The sequence below is a fragment of the Spongiactinospora gelatinilytica genome (genome assembly GCF_003236385.1).
Taxonomy (GTDB): domain Bacteria; phylum Actinomycetota; class Actinomycetes; order Streptosporangiales; family Streptosporangiaceae; genus Spongiactinospora; species Spongiactinospora gelatinilytica.
The window spans coordinates 11,869-25,440 of record NZ_POUA01000064.1 but is presented as its reverse complement, the minus strand read 5'-3'; the positions used below and the strand labels follow the sequence as shown (position 1 = coordinate 25,440).

Sequence of the window (13,572 nt, the reverse complement as noted above, 5' to 3'; positions counted from 1 at the left end):
GGCACGGCCTGGGTGGGGATGTCGGTTGTCGCTGCCGGGGTGGCCGGTGCTGGCTGGCGGAGACCAGTCGAAAGGCCGGGGATGGCACGGCAGGTCGGCTCGGCTACGGCCGGACTCGGGTAGCGGTAGGCCAGTCGGACGGGGTGGACATGGACGGCTCCGATGAGTGCGGGTTGGGCTCGAAAGGTCGATGCGAGCAGCGGATTGGCCCGGCAAGGCTGGTCGAGCTGGAAGGGCGCGACAAGGCTTGGCGTTGACGCGGCTCGACGTGTCGATCTGGACTGACGTGCGTCGGCCTGGCATGAGCAGATGTGAGCAAGGCAAGTCGGCGCGGGCCGGCTCGGCGGGCGCGTGACTAGAGTTGGGGTGTCGGCGTGCTGAGGCCGGGGCCGTGTAGGGAGGGCCGGGCAGGTCGTGCCGGAAAGTACGGGGTTGGCCCGTTGGTGCGGTTGGGCTAGCCGTGTCGGATACGGCGTCGCAGGGTGACGCATCACTGGTCGCCCGAGGGTGGGTCGATGTTCTTGCCGTGCCCTGGCACGTCATGGACGGCCATGAGAACGACCACCGGCAGCCAGAGCAGGATAAGTCCGGCGAACAGGCCGTAGCCGGACACCCGCACTGGGACGAGCCAGCCGAAGCCGCCGTCCCAGATTTCGCACAGCTTCTCGATTCGGCCGCGCAAGGTGTGGTTGCGCGGCAGCTCTCGAAGCAGCCAGGCCACGAACACTGCGGCGCCGGCAACGTAGAGCGCGCCCCACACCCACCACGGGATCACAGCCGCTCCCACGCGATCAGCTCGAACTGGCCGTCGCTTCGGGACCGGTCGGCGCCGATCCCGATGTCCTGGAGCCGCACCCAGATCCGGCCCCACGCCTCGCGCGACAGGAAGTCGTCGTGGACCCGCACGGTGAAGCTCAGGGTCGGGCGCTCGACATACTCCACGCGCGCGATGCTGGAGCGGGGCCCCTGTGCCGTCTTGACGTGCTTCACCCGCTCCTCCATTCCTGACGGCGCGCTCACTCCGAGGGAGATGTAGTCGCGGTGGATGTCGCCGAGCACGAAGACGCGCTCTGCGGCGGTGCTCAGCAGGCCCTTGCGGAAGCTTGTGGGCAACGCCTGCCCGATCTTCGGCTTGTGCGCGCCCGCCCCCTTTTTCCCGTCCCAGTCGGTGCCGGGATACGCCGAGTTCATCGCTTCCTTGATCGCGGCCTTCATGCACCTGGCCTCGTAAGCAAGCGTGCCGTCGAAGCGTTTGAAGCCGTTCACCGACATCTCGGCCGCCTCCGACTCCATCAGGGCCTCGGCCAGCGCGTCGGCTGTCGGCTGGCGGTCGGGGAAGCGCTCGCGAAGGGTCTGCTCGGCGAGTTCCTGGAGGGCGCGGTCGCCGAGGTCGAGCTTGGCCTTGAGCCAGCCCTTGATGACGGATGGGGAGCTCGGCACACCGCCCACGATCTTGCTGTGGACCTGAAGTTGTACCCGGTAGGTCGCGACGGGCTCCTCGATACCGAAGATCTCGATCGCGCTCACGCCCGACCTCCAGCAACCCGCAGCGGCGTCGCACCCTGTCCAGCGGACAGGGCCTGGTTCTTTCGCTTCAGCTCCTCATTCGACTTCTCCAGGCGTTCGATCTCCGCGCGGGCGAGCCCCAGCGCCTCCTCGGCCGATGCGTCCGCCTCCAGCATCGCCCGGGTGTCCCGGACGGCCTGACGAGCTCGGCCGTAGTTGACCACGGCGGCCTGGACCTCGGCGGCGCGCTGGATCGAGCGGAAGGTATCGAACAGCTCGCGCGGGCTCTTGCCGTCCAGGCTCTGGCCGGTGATGGCCTCGATGTCGGCGCGCAGGTCCGCGTCCGACTGGATCATCGTGACGGCACGGTCGAACTCCTCGGGTGAGTAGTCATAGGAGCGGCGATTCTTCATCGGCTTTCTCCACTCGAGGGTTGGGTTGCGTTGAGGCGCTCGCGGATGAGGTTCTCCAGCGGCGGCTTTCCTGCACGCCGGGACTGCGGATCGGTGCCGGTGAAGAGAGCCTCCAGCCGATCGAACTCGCGGCCGACCTTCGCCACGGCGTTGCGCATCGCCGTGGCGGTGGCCTCGCCGAGCTCGTCCACCTGTCCCTTGACCTCGGCCTTCATCGTCTGGGCAACGTCGTGTTCGATGGTCTGCCGGGCGTCCTTCACGGCTTGGCGCAGGTCCTTAGTGACGCCGTGGGCCTCGCGAATCAGCTCGCGCAACTCGTCGCCGGCCGCTTTCAGCTCCGACAGGTCGATATCGACCTTCACTGACTGCGTTCTCATGACCCCTCACCGGCCGCTCGCCGGCGAGCGGCCATGCGCCGCCGGGTCTCAGGGGATGCGGCCATGCCGGCGGCTATGCCGAAGCCGCCGGCGGCCAGCATGACCAGGCCGCCGGTCCAGGCCCACCGCATGTCGCCGAGCCAGATGGCAGCACCGGCCATGGCCAGCGCCACGAGGGCGGCGATCCCCGCGATGCGTGCCCAGCGGGCCGTACGGGCGTCGAGCGCCTCCTGCTCAGCGGGTGTGAGGTGTGGTTCGGTCATGACGATCTCCTCGTGGTGACGGCAGCGATGGCGGTAACGGCGCATGGGTGACACCAGTGCAGCGGGTGGCCACGGGGCGGCAGCGCAGTGTAGATGGTCATGCCGTCGCCGTCGCCGAGCTCGACGGTGACCGATGGCTGCATGTCGTGTATCTCGTCGCCGCAGCCGTCGCAGCGTTTGATCATGGTCATGGTCGGTCCCCTATAGCGCGAGCGGCCAGGACGGCACTGAGCTCACGCCGATGGGGTGGAATCGGTGGCTGTGGAAGACCACTCGACGCTCCTTTCGGTGTTCAGCGGCAGCGATGTGGCGGCCTGGAATGTGAGAGCGGCGTCGATGAAGGCCACCAGGTCGGCGGGAGCGCCCGCATCGATCGCGGCCGTCCGCATCCGCCGCAGGTCCACCGAGTGGATCACCTGGCGGGTGTAGGTGAGCAGGACGGGCAGCGCGGTGTGCAGGTAGTCGTCACGTTTTACCATTGCCACCCTCCAGGCCGCGGGCGAGAGCAGCGTCCTCTCGGCGGCATACGCAGTTCTTGCAGAGCTCCGAGGACGGGCACCGGCGCTCCTCGATCGCCGCGGCGATCCGCTCGGCGTCCTCGCACCGGATCTCCTCGACCACGGCGGCCACCCGGTCGGCCATCTCGTAGACGTAGCCGCCGAGGTGCCCGGCGGCCGTCGGCGTTCGGTCGTCCCACGGCCCCAGTTGCCACAGCGCGCGGGCGATCCGCAGCCGCAGGCCGTCATCCGAGTGAGCACGTTCGAGCGCGGCCCGGTCGGCTACCGGCCGCCCGTCGTTCGGCATCGGAATGTCAGCCATCTCTCCACCCCGTCTCCCGCAGGCCGAGAGCCGTGAGCTGAAGTACGGCCGCGACGTTCCGGCTCCACGTCTCGTCATCCGGCGCCGAGTTGATCAGCGCATCGAAGGCAGTTTGATCGTCGGCCGCGCGAGCCGCCATGAGCTGGCCGGCCCATTGCACGTCGTCAGAGACACTGTCTGCGCCGCCGATCGTGCCGGTGGTCTCTTCCTTGAAGAGCAGTCGCACTTGCTGGCCAGCGGCCGGACGACCGTAGCGGTCGAGGAACGTGTCGATCCACCCCAGCATGGCGATGACCGCACCGTCGCCCCCGAAGCGGTCGGCCAGCGCCTGGAGGGTCCGGGATGCGGCGGGCCAGTCGTCGCGCACCGCCGCCCCCAGGGAGGCCGCAGCCAGTTTCCGCAGGAACGGATCGATCTCGCTCACGTTCCCTCCGTCTTGAGATACCGGAACACCAGCTCCGCGCCGTCTGAGGTGACTTCGACCGCGTCGTCCCACTCGGCGCGCTCCCCAAGCTCCTGGTTGAGCGAGGCGTACACCTTGCCGACCTCCGCCCAGTTCGTCGGCAGCGGCAGCGCGTACTCGATGTGCGTGATGGTGCGCTCGCGGCGCGTCCAGCTAGCCATCACGGCTCCCAGCGTGGAACTGCTCCAGCGCGGTCAGCCGATTGGCGATGCGGCGGGCGAGCGGCGCCAGCTCGGACAGCAGTGGACAATCAGACCCGAGGGAGGCGTCGAGCTGGCGCATTAGGTCAAGAAGGACCGCCGCGGGCGGCGTCCCCTCCACGTGACCGTCGAATCGGAACCCGATGCCCCGGACTGTCGTGATGTACCGCGGGTTGGCCGCGTCGTCGCCGAGGGCCTGGCGCAGCCCGCGGACATGCATGTCGAGCGTCTTGCCAGCGTCGTAGCCCCAGACGAGACGTGCCAGCTCATCTCGGTTCACCATGGTGCCCGCGCGCTCCGCGAGAACGCGACGAATGCCGAACGGCAGGGGGGCCAGCCTGAGCTCCGTCGCCCCCTTCCAGGCCCGGTGTGCGCGGGCGTCGATGCGGATCGGGTCCATCAGGTCTCCTCGCCGGCCATCGGGGCGAGGGTCAGGCGGTAGCCGAGGGCCTCGGCGATAGCTCTCGTCCGTTCCAGGGTCGGGCGCCGTGCGCCAGACTCGATGGCGCTGATCGCGCTCTGGCCGACACCTACCTCATTCGCCAGCGTGAGCTGGCTTATCTGTTCGCTGCGGCGGACCTCGGCCAGCCACGCGATGAGGGGGTCAGGGCTTTGCACGGTCCACCCCCGCAGCCGAGAGAATGGCCTCGCACATCTCCCACGCGTCGTCCGGGTGGACGTGCACGGCGGCGGGGCCTCGGCTCGTCTGTACGCCGAGGGCGGCATGCGGCACGCCGTCGTAGGGGACCGACTGCACGGTGATCTCGTCCCCGTCTCTGTCGGTGTAGCGGTACGTCATCGGCCCTCCCTCCAGAGAGTGGCGATCGTCACCATGACGGCCACGGGCCAGAAGATGCTGTGTGTGATGAGCACCACCAAGGTGAATGCGAGGCGCGGCATCCCCTGGCGCTCCGCCTCACGGACCTGCATCTCATGCGCCCACGGCGCGAGGGTGGCCAGGCCCGTGGTGAACAGCAGCCAGCCGTACGCGCCGAGCACGTAGATGGCGGCGATCGGGTGATCAGGCATCGTCGCTCCCTGGCCAGTCGCGGACGACCATCGGCCGCCGCTGCGTCCACTCGGCACGGACGACGGCCTCGGCAGGGCCCGCTCCCAGCCGATCGTGCGCCCGCGCGGCCAAGCGACCGGCGGCGTACGCCGCAACCTCGTCGGCCACATCACCGCCGAGGATCCATGCGAGCAAGCGCTGCACGTCGCGCGCCTCGGTGACGTTCACGGCGCGTCCCCTGTCGCGACGATGCCGGGAGTTGTGCGCAGTACATCACTTGCGGCCTGAACCGCTGCGCTCGTAGCCAGCAGCTCCGAATCCGGGGAACCAAGCTGGGCGGCCAGATATCCCGCGCAGCCATCGCAGATGTACCAGCGACGCACAAGCGTGGTCTCGTCCGAGTGCCGTATGGTGATCGAGACGGTGGCGATACCCGCCGAGTGAACATGGATCATCGCTGGGCCACCTCCTCGGTGCCATCCGGCCAGCGGAGCATGGGCCGCTCCTCCACCGCGTGGCCGTCCACGACACGCACACGCCAGATGTCCGGCGATGCCTCGCCGCAAACGAGGATCAGTCCGTCGAAGGACCGACCGGTGCCGTGCGCGGTGACGATTTCCTGCACCTCACTGACCAGGCCGTACGCCCGCAATTCGCTAGCTTCCGACACCCGGATCGCGACAGCTTGCTTGCGCGTCAGCGTGCCGTCGTCGGTCTCCACGGTCTCCTCGGCCATCCGCAGCCAGACCAGCCGATCCCGCTCCTCGCGTTCAGGCGTGTAGACGAACGGGCTGCCCTGGAGCTCCTTCCACGGGATCGACGGATAGATGGTGATCTCGCCCGACAAGTAGCTCGTGTAGCCCATCACCCCTCCTGTACTGCGCGTCTAGCTGGCCAGCTCCGGGAGGCGGCCAGCCTCTCGGCGTCGATATCGATCAACCCGAGCTCCAGCAGGTACAGCAGCGCCTCCCGCATCTGGAGGCGGGTCGTCTCGGCTCGGGTCTGGGTCGGGTTGTAGTAGGGGCCGTCCGGCCCCACCGACCAGAGATCCACGGCGATGGTGGCGATGTGCCGGATCTGGTCGAAAGGGCCGCCCTCGCGCTCATCCACCTGGATCCGGGGAATCGGCTCTCCGTGCGCTGTGGGCAGCGGCGGCTTCGGGCCGGGGCTCACGATCCGTGCTCCATCTGGTCGAACTCGGCCACAGGGGAGGCGCCCAGCGCCCGTACGGCCGCCTCCATCAACGTCCATGTCGTCTGTGCCACGACCGTGCGACCGTCCTCCAGGCGAATCAGCAGAGCGAAGATCGGGCGGCCCTGGTCCGTGGCGTGCGGCAGCAGCCCGACCCGCTCGACCGCACCCTGGCTGTCCAGACCGGCCATGTCATTCCAGGGGTTGAGCTCCAGGTTGGGGCGGATATCGAGGGGGATCACGATTCCTCCTTGTCGGCCGTACGGCGGTCGATCGCGCCGGCCCACGCCACGGCGACGACAGCCACCTGGACGAGCTCGGCGCGGAGCTTCACGGGGTCGGTCTCGGCGAGCGCCTCATAGACCTCCTCTTCGAGGATCAGCGCCCAACGGCTGCCGATGTCCGGGTCGTCCCCGGCGAGCTGGAAGTCGCGGTGAGCCTGGGCGGCGCGGCGCTCATACCACTCCCCTCCAGTGCCGTCCGGGTGGTTCTGTTCGCTCCAGCGCTCGTCCTGGCCCTCACACTCGGCGGCGACCTCGGCGAGCACTCCGGACAACAGGTGGTCGCCGACGATCTGCATCGCGCGACCAGGACCCGCCATCCTCTCGGCCCTCTCGGCGACCAGCCGGTAGTAGGCGGTTTCTGCTTCGATCTTGCCCATCACTTCACCTCAGCGACGAGCGAGACGGGCGTCTTGATCTCCAGCGGGCGATCCGACAGCAGGTAGAGGCCGTCCCACTCCACGAGAGTGCCGTTCGTCGTGAAGAAAAAGATCGAATTCTCGTCGGGGCCGTACGACCCGTCATCGCCGGCCGAATCGACCGCCATCGGGCAGTAGTCCGCGCTACACGGGTCAAGGATGTCGTCCTCCGGGAGGAGCTGGCTTCCCGCGTTGGACACCTTGCCCTTGATGGTGAAGTAGCTGATGACCTGGCCGTTCTCCGCCAACAGATAGATATAGCTGATCTTCTTCGGGTCGTTGTAGCGGACCAGCCGCTCAGCGATGTTCTTCCGCTCCAGCGACCGGCCGTTCAGCGCGGCGGCGGGGAACGGGTCGGCGGCCTCGTACCTCTTCTGCTGATCGCCGGAGACGGCCTGCGCCGCCTTGCGGTCCTCGGCGCTGTCGCAGCTTCCGGCGGCCGTCAGGAGAACGACCGCCGCCATCGCCGCGGCGACATGTCTGGTCTTCAAGGGGGTCTCCTCGGGTTAGTTGCAGATGGGGGTGGTGTCGCCGATGCGCTTCGGCAGCGTCCCGGGCTTGAACACGTTGCGGCTGGCCTTCGCGCTGTCGGCGTTGTAGGTCTCCGCCAGGTCGGCGCGGTGCTCGCGCAGTCCGGCGAGTTCGGTCGCGAGCCGCTCACCCTTTGGGGCCGCCTGGAAGCGGTCGCCCGGCTCACCGTCCGGCTTCCGCCGCTCGTACGCCGCGATCTCCACTTCCTTGTCGGCGATCTGCCGGTCAGCCGTGCGGACGTCGCCGCAGAGGTCGAAGAAGTGCTCGTAGGTGTAGAGGACTGCGTCGGGGTCGCCCACGCGCTCGGCGACCCCCGCCGCGGTGCGGAACGGCAGGGTCGCAACGCCGAGCAGCAGCAGGCCGACGCATACGGCCAGGAAGACACCGACAGCGGCGAAGAGGTAGCGCAGCATCAGGCCTCCTCGGGAGTGCCGTCGAGCAGCGTGCGCAGGCCGCGGGCCACGATGTCGAGCTCGTGATGCATCTCGCTGACGGTGAGTTTGCCGTTGGCGTTGACCCGGGCGGCGTAGTCCACCCAGTGCGCCAAGCCCGCGCGAAGCCGGGACACCTCAACGGCGTGAAGCACGCCCGCGGCGCTCTTCAGAGTCCGCTCCGCGAGCTGTATCTCACCCGCATCGTCGAGCGTGCCCTGCGCGGTGCGCTGCTGCCACAAGGCTCGCATCACCTCGCGCAGGTGTGGCTCCTGCTCGCGATTTGCGACCTCGCACTCGATGATCCGCGCCCGCACCAACGGGTCTTTGTCGGAGCCGACGGCAGGTTGGGTTCGCTCCGTGTGGCGGATTGCGAAGACTCCCAAACGGGTCGCGCCCGGCTGGTCGTACAGCGGCCGGATGTGAGGCTCCAGAGCATTCGCGGCGGCGGCCGACAGCTTCCCCTCGAATTTGAGGATGGTGGTCATGGGCGGCTGGTATCCCTTTCTGCGATTTCTCGGAAACATGGCCTGCACCAGACGGCCAGGCCGTCCGGGTTGGCCGCGTTGGGGTAGTAGTCGGTGAGCGCCCGGACCGTCCGGCAGCGCGGGCAGCGCTTACCAGCCGCCTCGGCGACCGCTTCGGTGGGCGGCGGCTCGTGGTCTGCCGTGGCCACCGGCCGCCGTCGGAGTCGATGCGAACGAGTCGGGTCCTTGTGGGCGAGCACGGGCAGCGGCCGGATGCCGCGCTCCAGCCAGTACGCCTCCCGGTCCGCGCGGGCCATGCCACCCCACACGCCGTACAGGTCGTAGGCGAGGGCGTGCTCGCGGCAGGGCCCGGCCAGTGGGCATTCGGCGCAGATCCGGCGCGCGAAGCGGTCATCGTGCGGCGGGAACCACAGCTCGGGATCGTGTCCGCTACAGGCCGGCGCCCCTCCCTGTGGGTACGGCGCGGCGGTGGCGCGCACCACGGTGCTCATCAGGTCACCGGCCACAGGCGGATCACCGCGCCGGGCTCACCGAGCGCCCTGGGATGGAAGTGCGGGTAGGTCGTGATGACGCGGCCGTCCACGATCTGGCTGTCGTCCACGTAGGCGACACCGGTCAATGCGTCGGAAATCGCGCGGCCGTAGTGGTCCCAGTCCGAGGTACTACGCGTGATCGGCCACTGGCGGGTCAGCGGCACCGATGACGGCCGGGACACGGTGACAACAGCCTCAAGGCGTACCGGGCCGAGCATTTCGGCGTGCTGGCTGCGGTAGGTGCCGCACTCGACGCATGGCGCGGCCAGGCGGCGATCCTCCCCGGACGCGGCGTGCTCATGCGCGCCGAGCAGGTCCAGCGCGGCCCCCCGCACGCGGTCGCGCCAGTCGCGCAGCTCGGCGCCGTTGGCGTGACGGAGCTTGCCGCCGCGAGTCCCTTTGAGGTTGCCCTGGCCGGCGGGCTCCCCCCGGACGGTGAGGACGATCAGGGGGGCCGTCATGCTCCCCTCCTGTCGAGGAGCGCGATCATCTGGTGGCCGGCCCCCGGATCGACGAGCTCGGCGGCGGCAAGGCCGGTGAGCAGCGCCCCGAGGGCCCGTCCACTTGCGCGCATCGGCCACTGCACGGCATCGCCAAGGTGGCTGAACTCCTTGCCACAGCGAGCCGCCATCGCCGTGAGCTCATCAGGCGTGTGGCCATGGCGACGCAGGTCCGCGACGGCGAGCGGAAGGATCGCCTCCAGGTGCACGCGCAGGGCGCCCACGCCGAGGGGAGCGGTCACGACAGCACCGCCTGTCCATCGATCCGGGCCGCCATGTCCCGGTACGAGTCCGGCACACGCGGCTCGTTCATCAGCTTGACCGGCATCAGCAGGGCTTCGGCACGGGCCGTCTCGTCCTCGGCCCACGCCAGCGGACCGAGCGGCCCCCCGGCCTGCCACAGTGGCTGGTGGCACAGCTCGGTCAGCGGCTCCCACAGCGCCTCGTCGACAGCGACGGGCATCCCGTCGCGGCGCTCCAGAATCCGGTACGTCAGCGTGATTCCGGCCCGTGTGAGCCACGGCGTCTCGGTCACGGCGACGCGGTGCCCACGGTCCAGGTGCGGCAGGATGTCGGTGCGTACCTGGTCCACCGGCCAAGATTTGATCGTGTGGGGCTGTGTCCGGCCGTTGGCGTAGAGCCGCCACGTGCCGTCGTCCACGCCGGGCAACGCGTCAGCGGCCAGCCTGACGATCACCGCGCGCCAGGCCCCGTACCGCCGTCCCTCAGTGTCGGTCACGACCGTCACATGAGGCGGCTCGGCCATCGCGCCCCCGGCCGCCTTCGCCACGTGGTAGAGCGCGTTCATGACGCCACCTCCATCACGCTTCGGGAGTACCGGCGACGGCGGCGGCATTCCTTCGCTCCGGCTCTGGTCAGGGGCGACCGGTCACGCTCGTGGTCCACGGCGGACAGGCAGCGCCGGAGCTCGGCGTCGTCCATGAGCGAGACGCGCCGGTCGAGCTCGGCGTCGAGCTGGTCGTCGGGTACGTCGATCAGGTCGTCGTCCCAGTAGGCCGGCACGAGCCACTCACGCGCGGCGGCATGGTTCCGTGCTCGCGCGGCGGCCCCCCTCTCGTGGGAGGTTGTCTCTGGCGGCGGCTGATCCCACAGCTCGTCGTAGAGCACGCGCACCGCACGCGCCGTCTTCGCGATCACGCGAGGCGCCTGCATGGTCTTGCCGAAGTTGCTGGGGTCCATTCCGAGCCGGGCGGCGAGCTGAGCCTGCGGCCATCCGATGGCGACAAGGGCCTGGAGCCGACGCCGGGTTCCCGCCGCGTCCACCGGGACCGTCGCGCCGAGCAGATCCAGCGTTGGTGTGACGCCGAGCAGGCGGGCCGCCGTCTCCGAGCGGACACCGCGCGAGGGGGGGCGGTCGCCGGGGCCGCCGTACAGCAGCTTGGACACCGAGCCGTTGGGGACTCCGGCGAGCTGGGCGGCTCGCTTCCAGCCGATGCCGAACTCGCTGAGCAGTTGCACGTGCTGGCGGACCGGTTCGGCATCAACGTACGGCCTCCACTGGCCGTAGGCGATCAACCTGCTGCGGCGGGCCTCATAGACGCGGTTCGCCTCCCGGCATGCGTCGCAGGGGCACTTGTCCACGACGTACCGCGCGAGGGTGCCGCACTCCCGGGCGGTCACTGGGCTCCACCTCCGGGCATGTCCAGCAGCAGGGCGAGCGCCGCCTGCTCCGGAGTCGGCTCCCGTGAGCCGACACGCCGCATCTTCAGCGGCCTGACTCCCAGCGCGATGCCGAGCAGCTTCCCGGCGCGGTCGGTCGCGAGCCGGGCCAGCACCACCAGGCGGTAACCGAGGTGCTCGCCGCAGGTCTGGCAGCACCGGCTGCGCAGGCAGGTGTCCACGCGGGAGCCGTGGACGGCACCGAGCGTGGCTCTGCCGTCGGCGTGGTGGATGGAGATCCACGGCACGACCAGGCCGCCCTGTGTGGGCCTACCCGCGAGCCGCAGCGGAATCGGCGGCGTCATGCGTCGCCCCCCTCGGATCCCGGGGCGTCGGCGAGAGGGAACGTCCACACCGACTTGCGGTCTTCCATCACGACTTCCCATGGTCCGCGGAGCAGGCCGAATGCGGCCCAGTCGCAGCCGCGGCCCTTCCAATCGCTTGCCGACGTCTTGAGTGCGCCGAGCGTGCGGCCGATGCACTGCTGGCTCAGCAGGTCGGAGGCGGAAATCGCGGCCGGTGGCGACATCGCCACAGTTCGGGCAGCGGAAGGCCCAGTCCAGGGGGTTGTCTCCGAAGCGCTCCTTCGCCTCGGCCATGAATTCGTTGTGGGTCAGCTTGCGGTGGGACACGAGCAGTTCCTCTCGCGGATCTCGAACAGTGGGGGCATGCCGGCGGTGCGGCGGGCCTCGCGCGTGCGAGCGGCGGTGGCCGCGTGGTGCTCGGCGTCGTAGGCGAGGTGGCACCGCTGACACCAGGCCGCGAGGTTGTCGTCGGCACAGTTCTCCGGCGTGTGGTCGCGGTGCGCCGTGGTGAGCACCACGCGCGAGCCGGTTACCGGATGCGGCTCGCCATGCACCGCCGCGCACCGGGCGCCGTGGTCGTGGCCGCACTCCCCCGTGCACTCGCACCGGCCGGCGGCGCGCTCGAACCTGATGCGGTCGCTGATCGCCCGCCAGTCGGCCGGGTACCGGTGACGCTCCTCGGGCCGGATCGGCATCATGCACTCCCCTCCGGGACCGGGGCGTACTGCCCGCACGGGCATGCCGAGCAGGCCGTACGGCGCGGGCCGTCGAGGCGGTGGTCCAGTACGCCATCGCCGCAGGTACAGGGCCGCCGACGGTCGAGCGCAGCACGCTGGGCGCGGAAGTCCTCGTCGGGCTCGCTGCCGCCGCCGCTCGTGCTCGGCCTCTGGAGTGCCGCGATGGGGCGCCAGCCGTGGCCCCGGGCCATCACCACGAGTTCGGCGGCGAGCTGGCCGGGATCGCGGTGGCCCTCCTCGGTCAGTCGGCGCACGAAGGCCGCAGTGAGGCGCCGGGCTTGATCGGCGATCGGGTCGGTTGCGCGCTGCACGGCGTCCTCCTCTCGTGATCGAATTCGGGTTTTCCACAGGCGCGGCGCGCGGCCGGCCCCCTTCCACCTCAGCCCCGTACGGCGAAGAGACGAGTTCTGGTTGGTGGGTGGTTAGGTCCTGATTAGGTGGGCGGACATGGTGTCCGGTGATCCGGTCGCTCATGTCCGGTGATCCGGGATCTGATGTCCGGTGTTCATCGGGCGGTGAATCTCTAAATGGGGCCTGATCGGCGGACATGGTGGCCGGAGATCGGGGGTTATCCACAGGAGCCAGAGGCTTTTCGTCCGGGTCGAGCATCAGCACCCGTCGCTCCAGGTCGTCAGGGAATGTCAGCCGGTACTCGTCCGCCAGCGCTCGCCGCCCCTGGCGGCTGCCCTCGCGCACCCGCTCGATCAGCCCCAGCGCCCGCAGCGCGTCGAGCGCCCGCCGTACGGACCGCTCGCTCAGCTCCGTCACCAGCGCCAGCCGCTCGATGCCCGGCCGCACGTCCCGCCCGTCCGGGCTGGCGTAGTCGGCCAGGATCGAGGCGACCAGCTTCGTCGCCGCCGAGCCGAGGCGGACCCGCCGGATCAGCCGCCGCCAGGTGAACGGATCTACCGCAATCAGCACACGCACTCCCCCTTACGGCAGCCTTGACCTGCACGTCAGGCCGCCCGGCTCTGCCTGATGGCACGGCGCTCCCGAGGCGTCAGGCCGCCCCACATGCCCGCCTCTTCGCCCGCCTCCAGGGCGTACTCCCGGCACTGCTGCCACACCGGGCAGCGGGCACAGATCACGCGGGCCTGGGTATAGGCGGCCTTCTCGGCGTCCCTGTAGCCCTTGAAGTCGGTCACGTACGGGAACCAAAGGTCCGGGCTCTCGTGGCCCCAGCAGATCCCTCGCTGCTGCCACGACTTCGTGGTCTCCGTGCTCGTGCCGTACGTGCCGTACCGGTCGCGCAGTCTCATCGCACACCTCCTCTGAGCTGAGGCCCCTGGCGCTCGACTCGACGGCCCGCTCCATGGCCGGAGGAGCGCCAGGGGCACCCGCGCGAGGGGTCCTTCGCGCGGGGTTCGGGCGCGGGCCCCCCGGCCGCGCCCGCTGGTGTGCAGTCCCGCCCGTCCCCCGGCGGGCG

32 protein-coding genes and 2 pseudogenes are annotated in these 13,572 nt (G+C 69.8%); all 34 read right to left on the bottom strand.

The genetic code is table 11. From position 1 onward, the window contains the following. Window positions 1-490: 490 nt before the first annotated feature. Window positions 491-775: a hypothetical protein gene (locus C1I98_RS11230; RefSeq protein WP_111167108.1), complete on the bottom strand. Its 285-nt coding sequence runs from the start codon at window positions 773-775 to the stop codon at window positions 491-493. After that, the gene (locus C1I98_RS11225; protein WP_111167107.1) at window positions 772-1,527 is read right to left on the bottom strand and encodes a hypothetical protein; all 756 of its coding nucleotides are present in this window, start codon (window positions 1,525-1,527) and stop codon (window positions 772-774) included. The genes C1I98_RS11230 and C1I98_RS11225 overlap by 4 nt, the downstream gene beginning before the upstream one ends. Further along, a complete protein-coding gene (locus C1I98_RS11220; RefSeq protein ID WP_111167106.1) occupies window positions 1,524-1,919 on the bottom strand; it encodes a hypothetical protein in 396 nt (131 codons plus the stop codon). Before C1I98_RS11220 ends, C1I98_RS11225 begins: the two co-directional genes overlap by 4 nt. Continuing rightward, window positions 1,916-2,281, bottom strand: coding sequence for a hypothetical protein (locus C1I98_RS11215; RefSeq protein ID WP_111167105.1), 366 nt, complete (start codon window positions 2,279-2,281; stop codon window positions 1,916-1,918). The genes C1I98_RS11220 and C1I98_RS11215 overlap by 4 nt, the downstream gene beginning before the upstream one ends. Window positions 2,282-2,292: 11 nt before the next feature. Then, the gene (locus tag C1I98_RS11210; protein WP_111167104.1) at window positions 2,293-2,559 is read right to left on the bottom strand and encodes a hypothetical protein; all 267 of its coding nucleotides are present in this window, start codon (window positions 2,557-2,559) and stop codon (window positions 2,293-2,295) included. Next, a complete protein-coding gene (locus tag C1I98_RS11205) occupies window positions 2,556-2,750 on the bottom strand; it encodes a hypothetical protein (protein ID WP_146607378.1) in 195 nt (64 codons plus the stop codon). Before C1I98_RS11205 ends, C1I98_RS11210 begins: the two co-directional genes overlap by 4 nt. A 42-nt stretch (window positions 2,751-2,792) precedes the next feature. Continuing rightward, entirely contained in the window at window positions 2,793-3,038 is a 246-nt protein-coding gene (locus C1I98_RS40415; protein ID WP_146607377.1) for a hypothetical protein, read from the bottom strand. Further along, window positions 3,025-3,378 carry a hypothetical protein gene (locus C1I98_RS11200; protein WP_146607376.1) on the bottom strand — a complete coding sequence of 118 codons (354 nt, stop codon included), beginning with the start codon at window positions 3,376-3,378 and terminating at the stop codon, window positions 3,025-3,027. Before C1I98_RS11200 ends, C1I98_RS40415 begins: the two co-directional genes overlap by 14 nt. After that, window positions 3,371-3,802, bottom strand: a complete 432-nt coding sequence (locus C1I98_RS11195; protein ID WP_111167101.1) for a hypothetical protein — start codon at window positions 3,800-3,802, stop codon at window positions 3,371-3,373. The genes C1I98_RS11200 and C1I98_RS11195 overlap by 8 nt, the downstream gene beginning before the upstream one ends. Beyond that, window positions 3,799-4,002, bottom strand: a complete 204-nt coding sequence (locus C1I98_RS11190; RefSeq protein ID WP_111167100.1) for a hypothetical protein — start codon at window positions 4,000-4,002, stop codon at window positions 3,799-3,801. The genes C1I98_RS11195 and C1I98_RS11190 overlap by 4 nt, the downstream gene beginning before the upstream one ends. Next, complete coding sequence (locus C1I98_RS11185) at window positions 3,995-4,441, bottom strand: winged helix-turn-helix domain-containing protein (protein WP_111167099.1); 447 nt, start codon at window positions 4,439-4,441, stop codon at window positions 3,995-3,997. The genes C1I98_RS11190 and C1I98_RS11185 overlap by 8 nt, the downstream gene beginning before the upstream one ends. Then, window positions 4,441-4,659, bottom strand: coding sequence for a helix-turn-helix domain-containing protein (locus tag C1I98_RS11180; RefSeq protein ID WP_199536863.1), 219 nt, complete (start codon window positions 4,657-4,659; stop codon window positions 4,441-4,443). The genes C1I98_RS11185 and C1I98_RS11180 overlap by 1 nt, the downstream gene beginning before the upstream one ends. After that, entirely contained in the window at window positions 4,646-4,840 is a 195-nt protein-coding gene (locus C1I98_RS42770) for a hypothetical protein (protein WP_199536862.1), read from the bottom strand. The genes C1I98_RS11180 and C1I98_RS42770 overlap by 14 nt, the downstream gene beginning before the upstream one ends. Next, window positions 4,837-5,070 (bottom strand): hypothetical protein, encoded by a 234-nt coding sequence (locus C1I98_RS11175; protein WP_111167097.1) that lies wholly within the window; start codon window positions 5,068-5,070, stop codon window positions 4,837-4,839. The genes C1I98_RS42770 and C1I98_RS11175 overlap by 4 nt, the downstream gene beginning before the upstream one ends. After that, on the bottom strand, window positions 5,063-5,278 hold the full coding sequence (locus tag C1I98_RS11170; protein ID WP_111167096.1) for a hypothetical protein: 216 nt from the start codon (window positions 5,276-5,278) through the stop codon (window positions 5,063-5,065). Before C1I98_RS11170 ends, C1I98_RS11175 begins: the two co-directional genes overlap by 8 nt. Further along, window positions 5,275-5,505 (bottom strand): hypothetical protein, encoded by a 231-nt coding sequence (locus C1I98_RS40410; protein ID WP_146607375.1) that lies wholly within the window; start codon window positions 5,503-5,505, stop codon window positions 5,275-5,277. Before C1I98_RS40410 ends, C1I98_RS11170 begins: the two co-directional genes overlap by 4 nt. After that, window positions 5,502-5,915 (bottom strand): DUF6205 family protein, encoded by a 414-nt coding sequence (locus C1I98_RS11165; protein WP_111167095.1) that lies wholly within the window; start codon window positions 5,913-5,915, stop codon window positions 5,502-5,504. Before C1I98_RS11165 ends, C1I98_RS40410 begins: the two co-directional genes overlap by 4 nt. After that, window positions 5,915-6,223, bottom strand: coding sequence for a hypothetical protein (locus tag C1I98_RS11160; RefSeq protein ID WP_111167094.1), 309 nt, complete (start codon window positions 6,221-6,223; stop codon window positions 5,915-5,917). Before C1I98_RS11160 ends, C1I98_RS11165 begins: the two co-directional genes overlap by 1 nt. Then, complete coding sequence (locus tag C1I98_RS11155; RefSeq protein WP_111167093.1) at window positions 6,220-6,483, bottom strand: hypothetical protein; 264 nt, start codon at window positions 6,481-6,483, stop codon at window positions 6,220-6,222. The genes C1I98_RS11160 and C1I98_RS11155 overlap by 4 nt, the downstream gene beginning before the upstream one ends. Continuing rightward, complete coding sequence (locus C1I98_RS11150; RefSeq protein WP_199536861.1) at window positions 6,480-6,902, bottom strand: hypothetical protein; 423 nt, start codon at window positions 6,900-6,902, stop codon at window positions 6,480-6,482. The genes C1I98_RS11155 and C1I98_RS11150 overlap by 4 nt, the downstream gene beginning before the upstream one ends. Beyond that, on the bottom strand, window positions 6,902-7,432 hold the full coding sequence (locus C1I98_RS11145; protein WP_146607374.1) for a hypothetical protein: 531 nt from the start codon (window positions 7,430-7,432) through the stop codon (window positions 6,902-6,904). Before C1I98_RS11145 ends, C1I98_RS11150 begins: the two co-directional genes overlap by 1 nt. Before the next feature lie 15 nt (window positions 7,433-7,447). Then, a complete protein-coding gene (locus C1I98_RS11140) occupies window positions 7,448-7,885 on the bottom strand; it encodes a hypothetical protein (RefSeq protein ID WP_111167091.1) in 438 nt (145 codons plus the stop codon). After that, window positions 7,885-8,391, bottom strand: coding sequence for a hypothetical protein (locus C1I98_RS11135; RefSeq protein ID WP_111167090.1), 507 nt, complete (start codon window positions 8,389-8,391; stop codon window positions 7,885-7,887). Before C1I98_RS11135 ends, C1I98_RS11140 begins: the two co-directional genes overlap by 1 nt. After that, window positions 8,388-8,882, bottom strand: a complete 495-nt coding sequence (locus C1I98_RS11130; protein ID WP_146607373.1) for a WhiB family transcriptional regulator — start codon at window positions 8,880-8,882, stop codon at window positions 8,388-8,390. The genes C1I98_RS11135 and C1I98_RS11130 overlap by 4 nt, the downstream gene beginning before the upstream one ends. Further along, window positions 8,882-9,385 carry a RusA family crossover junction endodeoxyribonuclease gene (locus C1I98_RS11125; protein ID WP_111167088.1) on the bottom strand — a complete coding sequence of 168 codons (504 nt, stop codon included), beginning with the start codon at window positions 9,383-9,385 and terminating at the stop codon, window positions 8,882-8,884. The genes C1I98_RS11130 and C1I98_RS11125 overlap by 1 nt, the downstream gene beginning before the upstream one ends. Then, the gene (locus C1I98_RS11120) at window positions 9,382-9,666 is read right to left on the bottom strand and encodes a hypothetical protein (RefSeq protein ID WP_111167087.1); all 285 of its coding nucleotides are present in this window, start codon (window positions 9,664-9,666) and stop codon (window positions 9,382-9,384) included. Before C1I98_RS11120 ends, C1I98_RS11125 begins: the two co-directional genes overlap by 4 nt. Next, entirely contained in the window at window positions 9,663-10,232 is a 570-nt protein-coding gene (locus C1I98_RS11115; RefSeq protein ID WP_111167086.1) for a hypothetical protein, read from the bottom strand. Before C1I98_RS11115 ends, C1I98_RS11120 begins: the two co-directional genes overlap by 4 nt. After that, window positions 10,229-11,065 carry a hypothetical protein gene (locus C1I98_RS11110; protein WP_111167085.1) on the bottom strand — a complete coding sequence of 279 codons (837 nt, stop codon included), beginning with the start codon at window positions 11,063-11,065 and terminating at the stop codon, window positions 10,229-10,231. Before C1I98_RS11110 ends, C1I98_RS11115 begins: the two co-directional genes overlap by 4 nt. Continuing rightward, window positions 11,062-11,409, bottom strand: a complete 348-nt coding sequence (locus C1I98_RS11105) for a hypothetical protein (RefSeq protein ID WP_111167084.1) — start codon at window positions 11,407-11,409, stop codon at window positions 11,062-11,064. The genes C1I98_RS11110 and C1I98_RS11105 overlap by 4 nt, the downstream gene beginning before the upstream one ends. Continuing rightward, window positions 11,406-11,703, bottom strand: a pseudogene (locus C1I98_RS11100) (VVA0879 family protein). The gene C1I98_RS11105 and the pseudogene C1I98_RS11100 overlap by 4 nt, the downstream one beginning before the upstream one ends. Before the next feature lie 14 nt (window positions 11,704-11,717). After that, complete coding sequence (locus C1I98_RS11095; RefSeq protein ID WP_111167082.1) at window positions 11,718-12,107, bottom strand: hypothetical protein; 390 nt, start codon at window positions 12,105-12,107, stop codon at window positions 11,718-11,720. Next, complete coding sequence (locus C1I98_RS40405) at window positions 12,104-12,457, bottom strand: 14-3-3 family protein (protein WP_146607371.1); 354 nt, start codon at window positions 12,455-12,457, stop codon at window positions 12,104-12,106. The genes C1I98_RS11095 and C1I98_RS40405 overlap by 4 nt, the downstream gene beginning before the upstream one ends. 403 nt (window positions 12,458-12,860) lie before the next feature. Beyond that, a pseudogene (locus C1I98_RS45595) lies at window positions 12,861-13,067 on the bottom strand (hypothetical protein); the annotation flags it as partial. A gap of 35 nt (window positions 13,068-13,102) precedes the next feature. Beyond that, window positions 13,103-13,405 (bottom strand): WhiB family transcriptional regulator, encoded by a 303-nt coding sequence (locus C1I98_RS11085; RefSeq protein ID WP_111167080.1) that lies wholly within the window; start codon window positions 13,403-13,405, stop codon window positions 13,103-13,105. Between the last annotated feature and the right edge of the window lie 167 nt (window positions 13,406-13,572).

Excerpts from the sequence above, each read along its gene's own strand:
- C1I98_RS11135 (WP_111167090.1), bottom strand. The coding sequence starts at position 8,391 with ATGACCACCATCCTCAAATTCGAGGGGAAGCTGTCGGCCGCCGCCGCG.
- C1I98_RS42770 (WP_199536862.1), bottom strand. The coding sequence starts at position 4,840 with ATGACGTACCGCTACACCGACAGAGACGGGGACGAGATCACCGTGCAG.
- C1I98_RS11105 (WP_111167084.1), bottom strand. The coding sequence starts at position 11,409 with ATGACGCCGCCGATTCCGCTGCGGCTCGCGGGTAGGCCCACACAGGGC.
- C1I98_RS11150 (WP_199536861.1), bottom strand. The coding sequence starts at position 6,902 with ATGGGCAAGATCGAAGCAGAAACCGCCTACTACCGGCTGGTCGCCGAG.
- C1I98_RS11190 (WP_111167100.1), bottom strand. The coding sequence starts at position 4,002 with ATGGCTAGCTGGACGCGCCGCGAGCGCACCATCACGCACATCGAGTAC.
- C1I98_RS11095 (WP_111167082.1), bottom strand. The coding sequence starts at position 12,107 with ATGATGCCGATCCGGCCCGAGGAGCGTCACCGGTACCCGGCCGACTGG.
- C1I98_RS11165 (WP_111167095.1), bottom strand. The coding sequence starts at position 5,915 with ATGGGCTACACGAGCTACTTGTCGGGCGAGATCACCATCTATCCGTCG.
- C1I98_RS11115 (WP_111167086.1), bottom strand. The coding sequence starts at position 10,232 with ATGAACGCGCTCTACCACGTGGCGAAGGCGGCCGGGGGCGCGATGGCC.
- C1I98_RS11220 (WP_111167106.1), bottom strand. The coding sequence starts at position 1,919 with ATGAAGAATCGCCGCTCCTATGACTACTCACCCGAGGAGTTCGACCGT.
- C1I98_RS11185 (WP_111167099.1), bottom strand. The coding sequence starts at position 4,441 with ATGGACCCGATCCGCATCGACGCCCGCGCACACCGGGCCTGGAAGGGG.
- C1I98_RS40415 (WP_146607377.1), bottom strand. The coding sequence starts at position 3,038 with ATGGTAAAACGTGACGACTACCTGCACACCGCGCTGCCCGTCCTGCTC.
- C1I98_RS11200 (WP_146607376.1), bottom strand. The coding sequence starts at position 3,378 with ATGGCTGACATTCCGATGCCGAACGACGGGCGGCCGGTAGCCGACCGG.
- C1I98_RS11130 (WP_146607373.1), bottom strand. The coding sequence starts at position 8,882 with ATGAGCACCGTGGTGCGCGCCACCGCCGCGCCGTACCCACAGGGAGGG.
- C1I98_RS11205 (WP_146607378.1), bottom strand. The coding sequence starts at position 2,750 with ATGACCATGATCAAACGCTGCGACGGCTGCGGCGACGAGATACACGAC.
- C1I98_RS11175 (WP_111167097.1), bottom strand. The coding sequence starts at position 5,070 with ATGCCTGATCACCCGATCGCCGCCATCTACGTGCTCGGCGCGTACGGC.
- C1I98_RS11140 (WP_111167091.1), bottom strand. The coding sequence starts at position 7,885 with ATGCTGCGCTACCTCTTCGCCGCTGTCGGTGTCTTCCTGGCCGTATGC.
- C1I98_RS11085 (WP_111167080.1), bottom strand. The coding sequence starts at position 13,405 with ATGAGACTGCGCGACCGGTACGGCACGTACGGCACGAGCACGGAGACC.
- C1I98_RS11125 (WP_111167088.1), bottom strand. The coding sequence starts at position 9,385 with ATGACGGCCCCCCTGATCGTCCTCACCGTCCGGGGGGAGCCCGCCGGC.
- C1I98_RS11210 (WP_111167104.1), bottom strand. The coding sequence starts at position 2,559 with ATGACCGAACCACACCTCACACCCGCTGAGCAGGAGGCGCTCGACGCC.
- C1I98_RS40410 (WP_146607375.1), bottom strand. The coding sequence starts at position 5,505 with ATGATCCATGTTCACTCGGCGGGTATCGCCACCGTCTCGATCACCATA.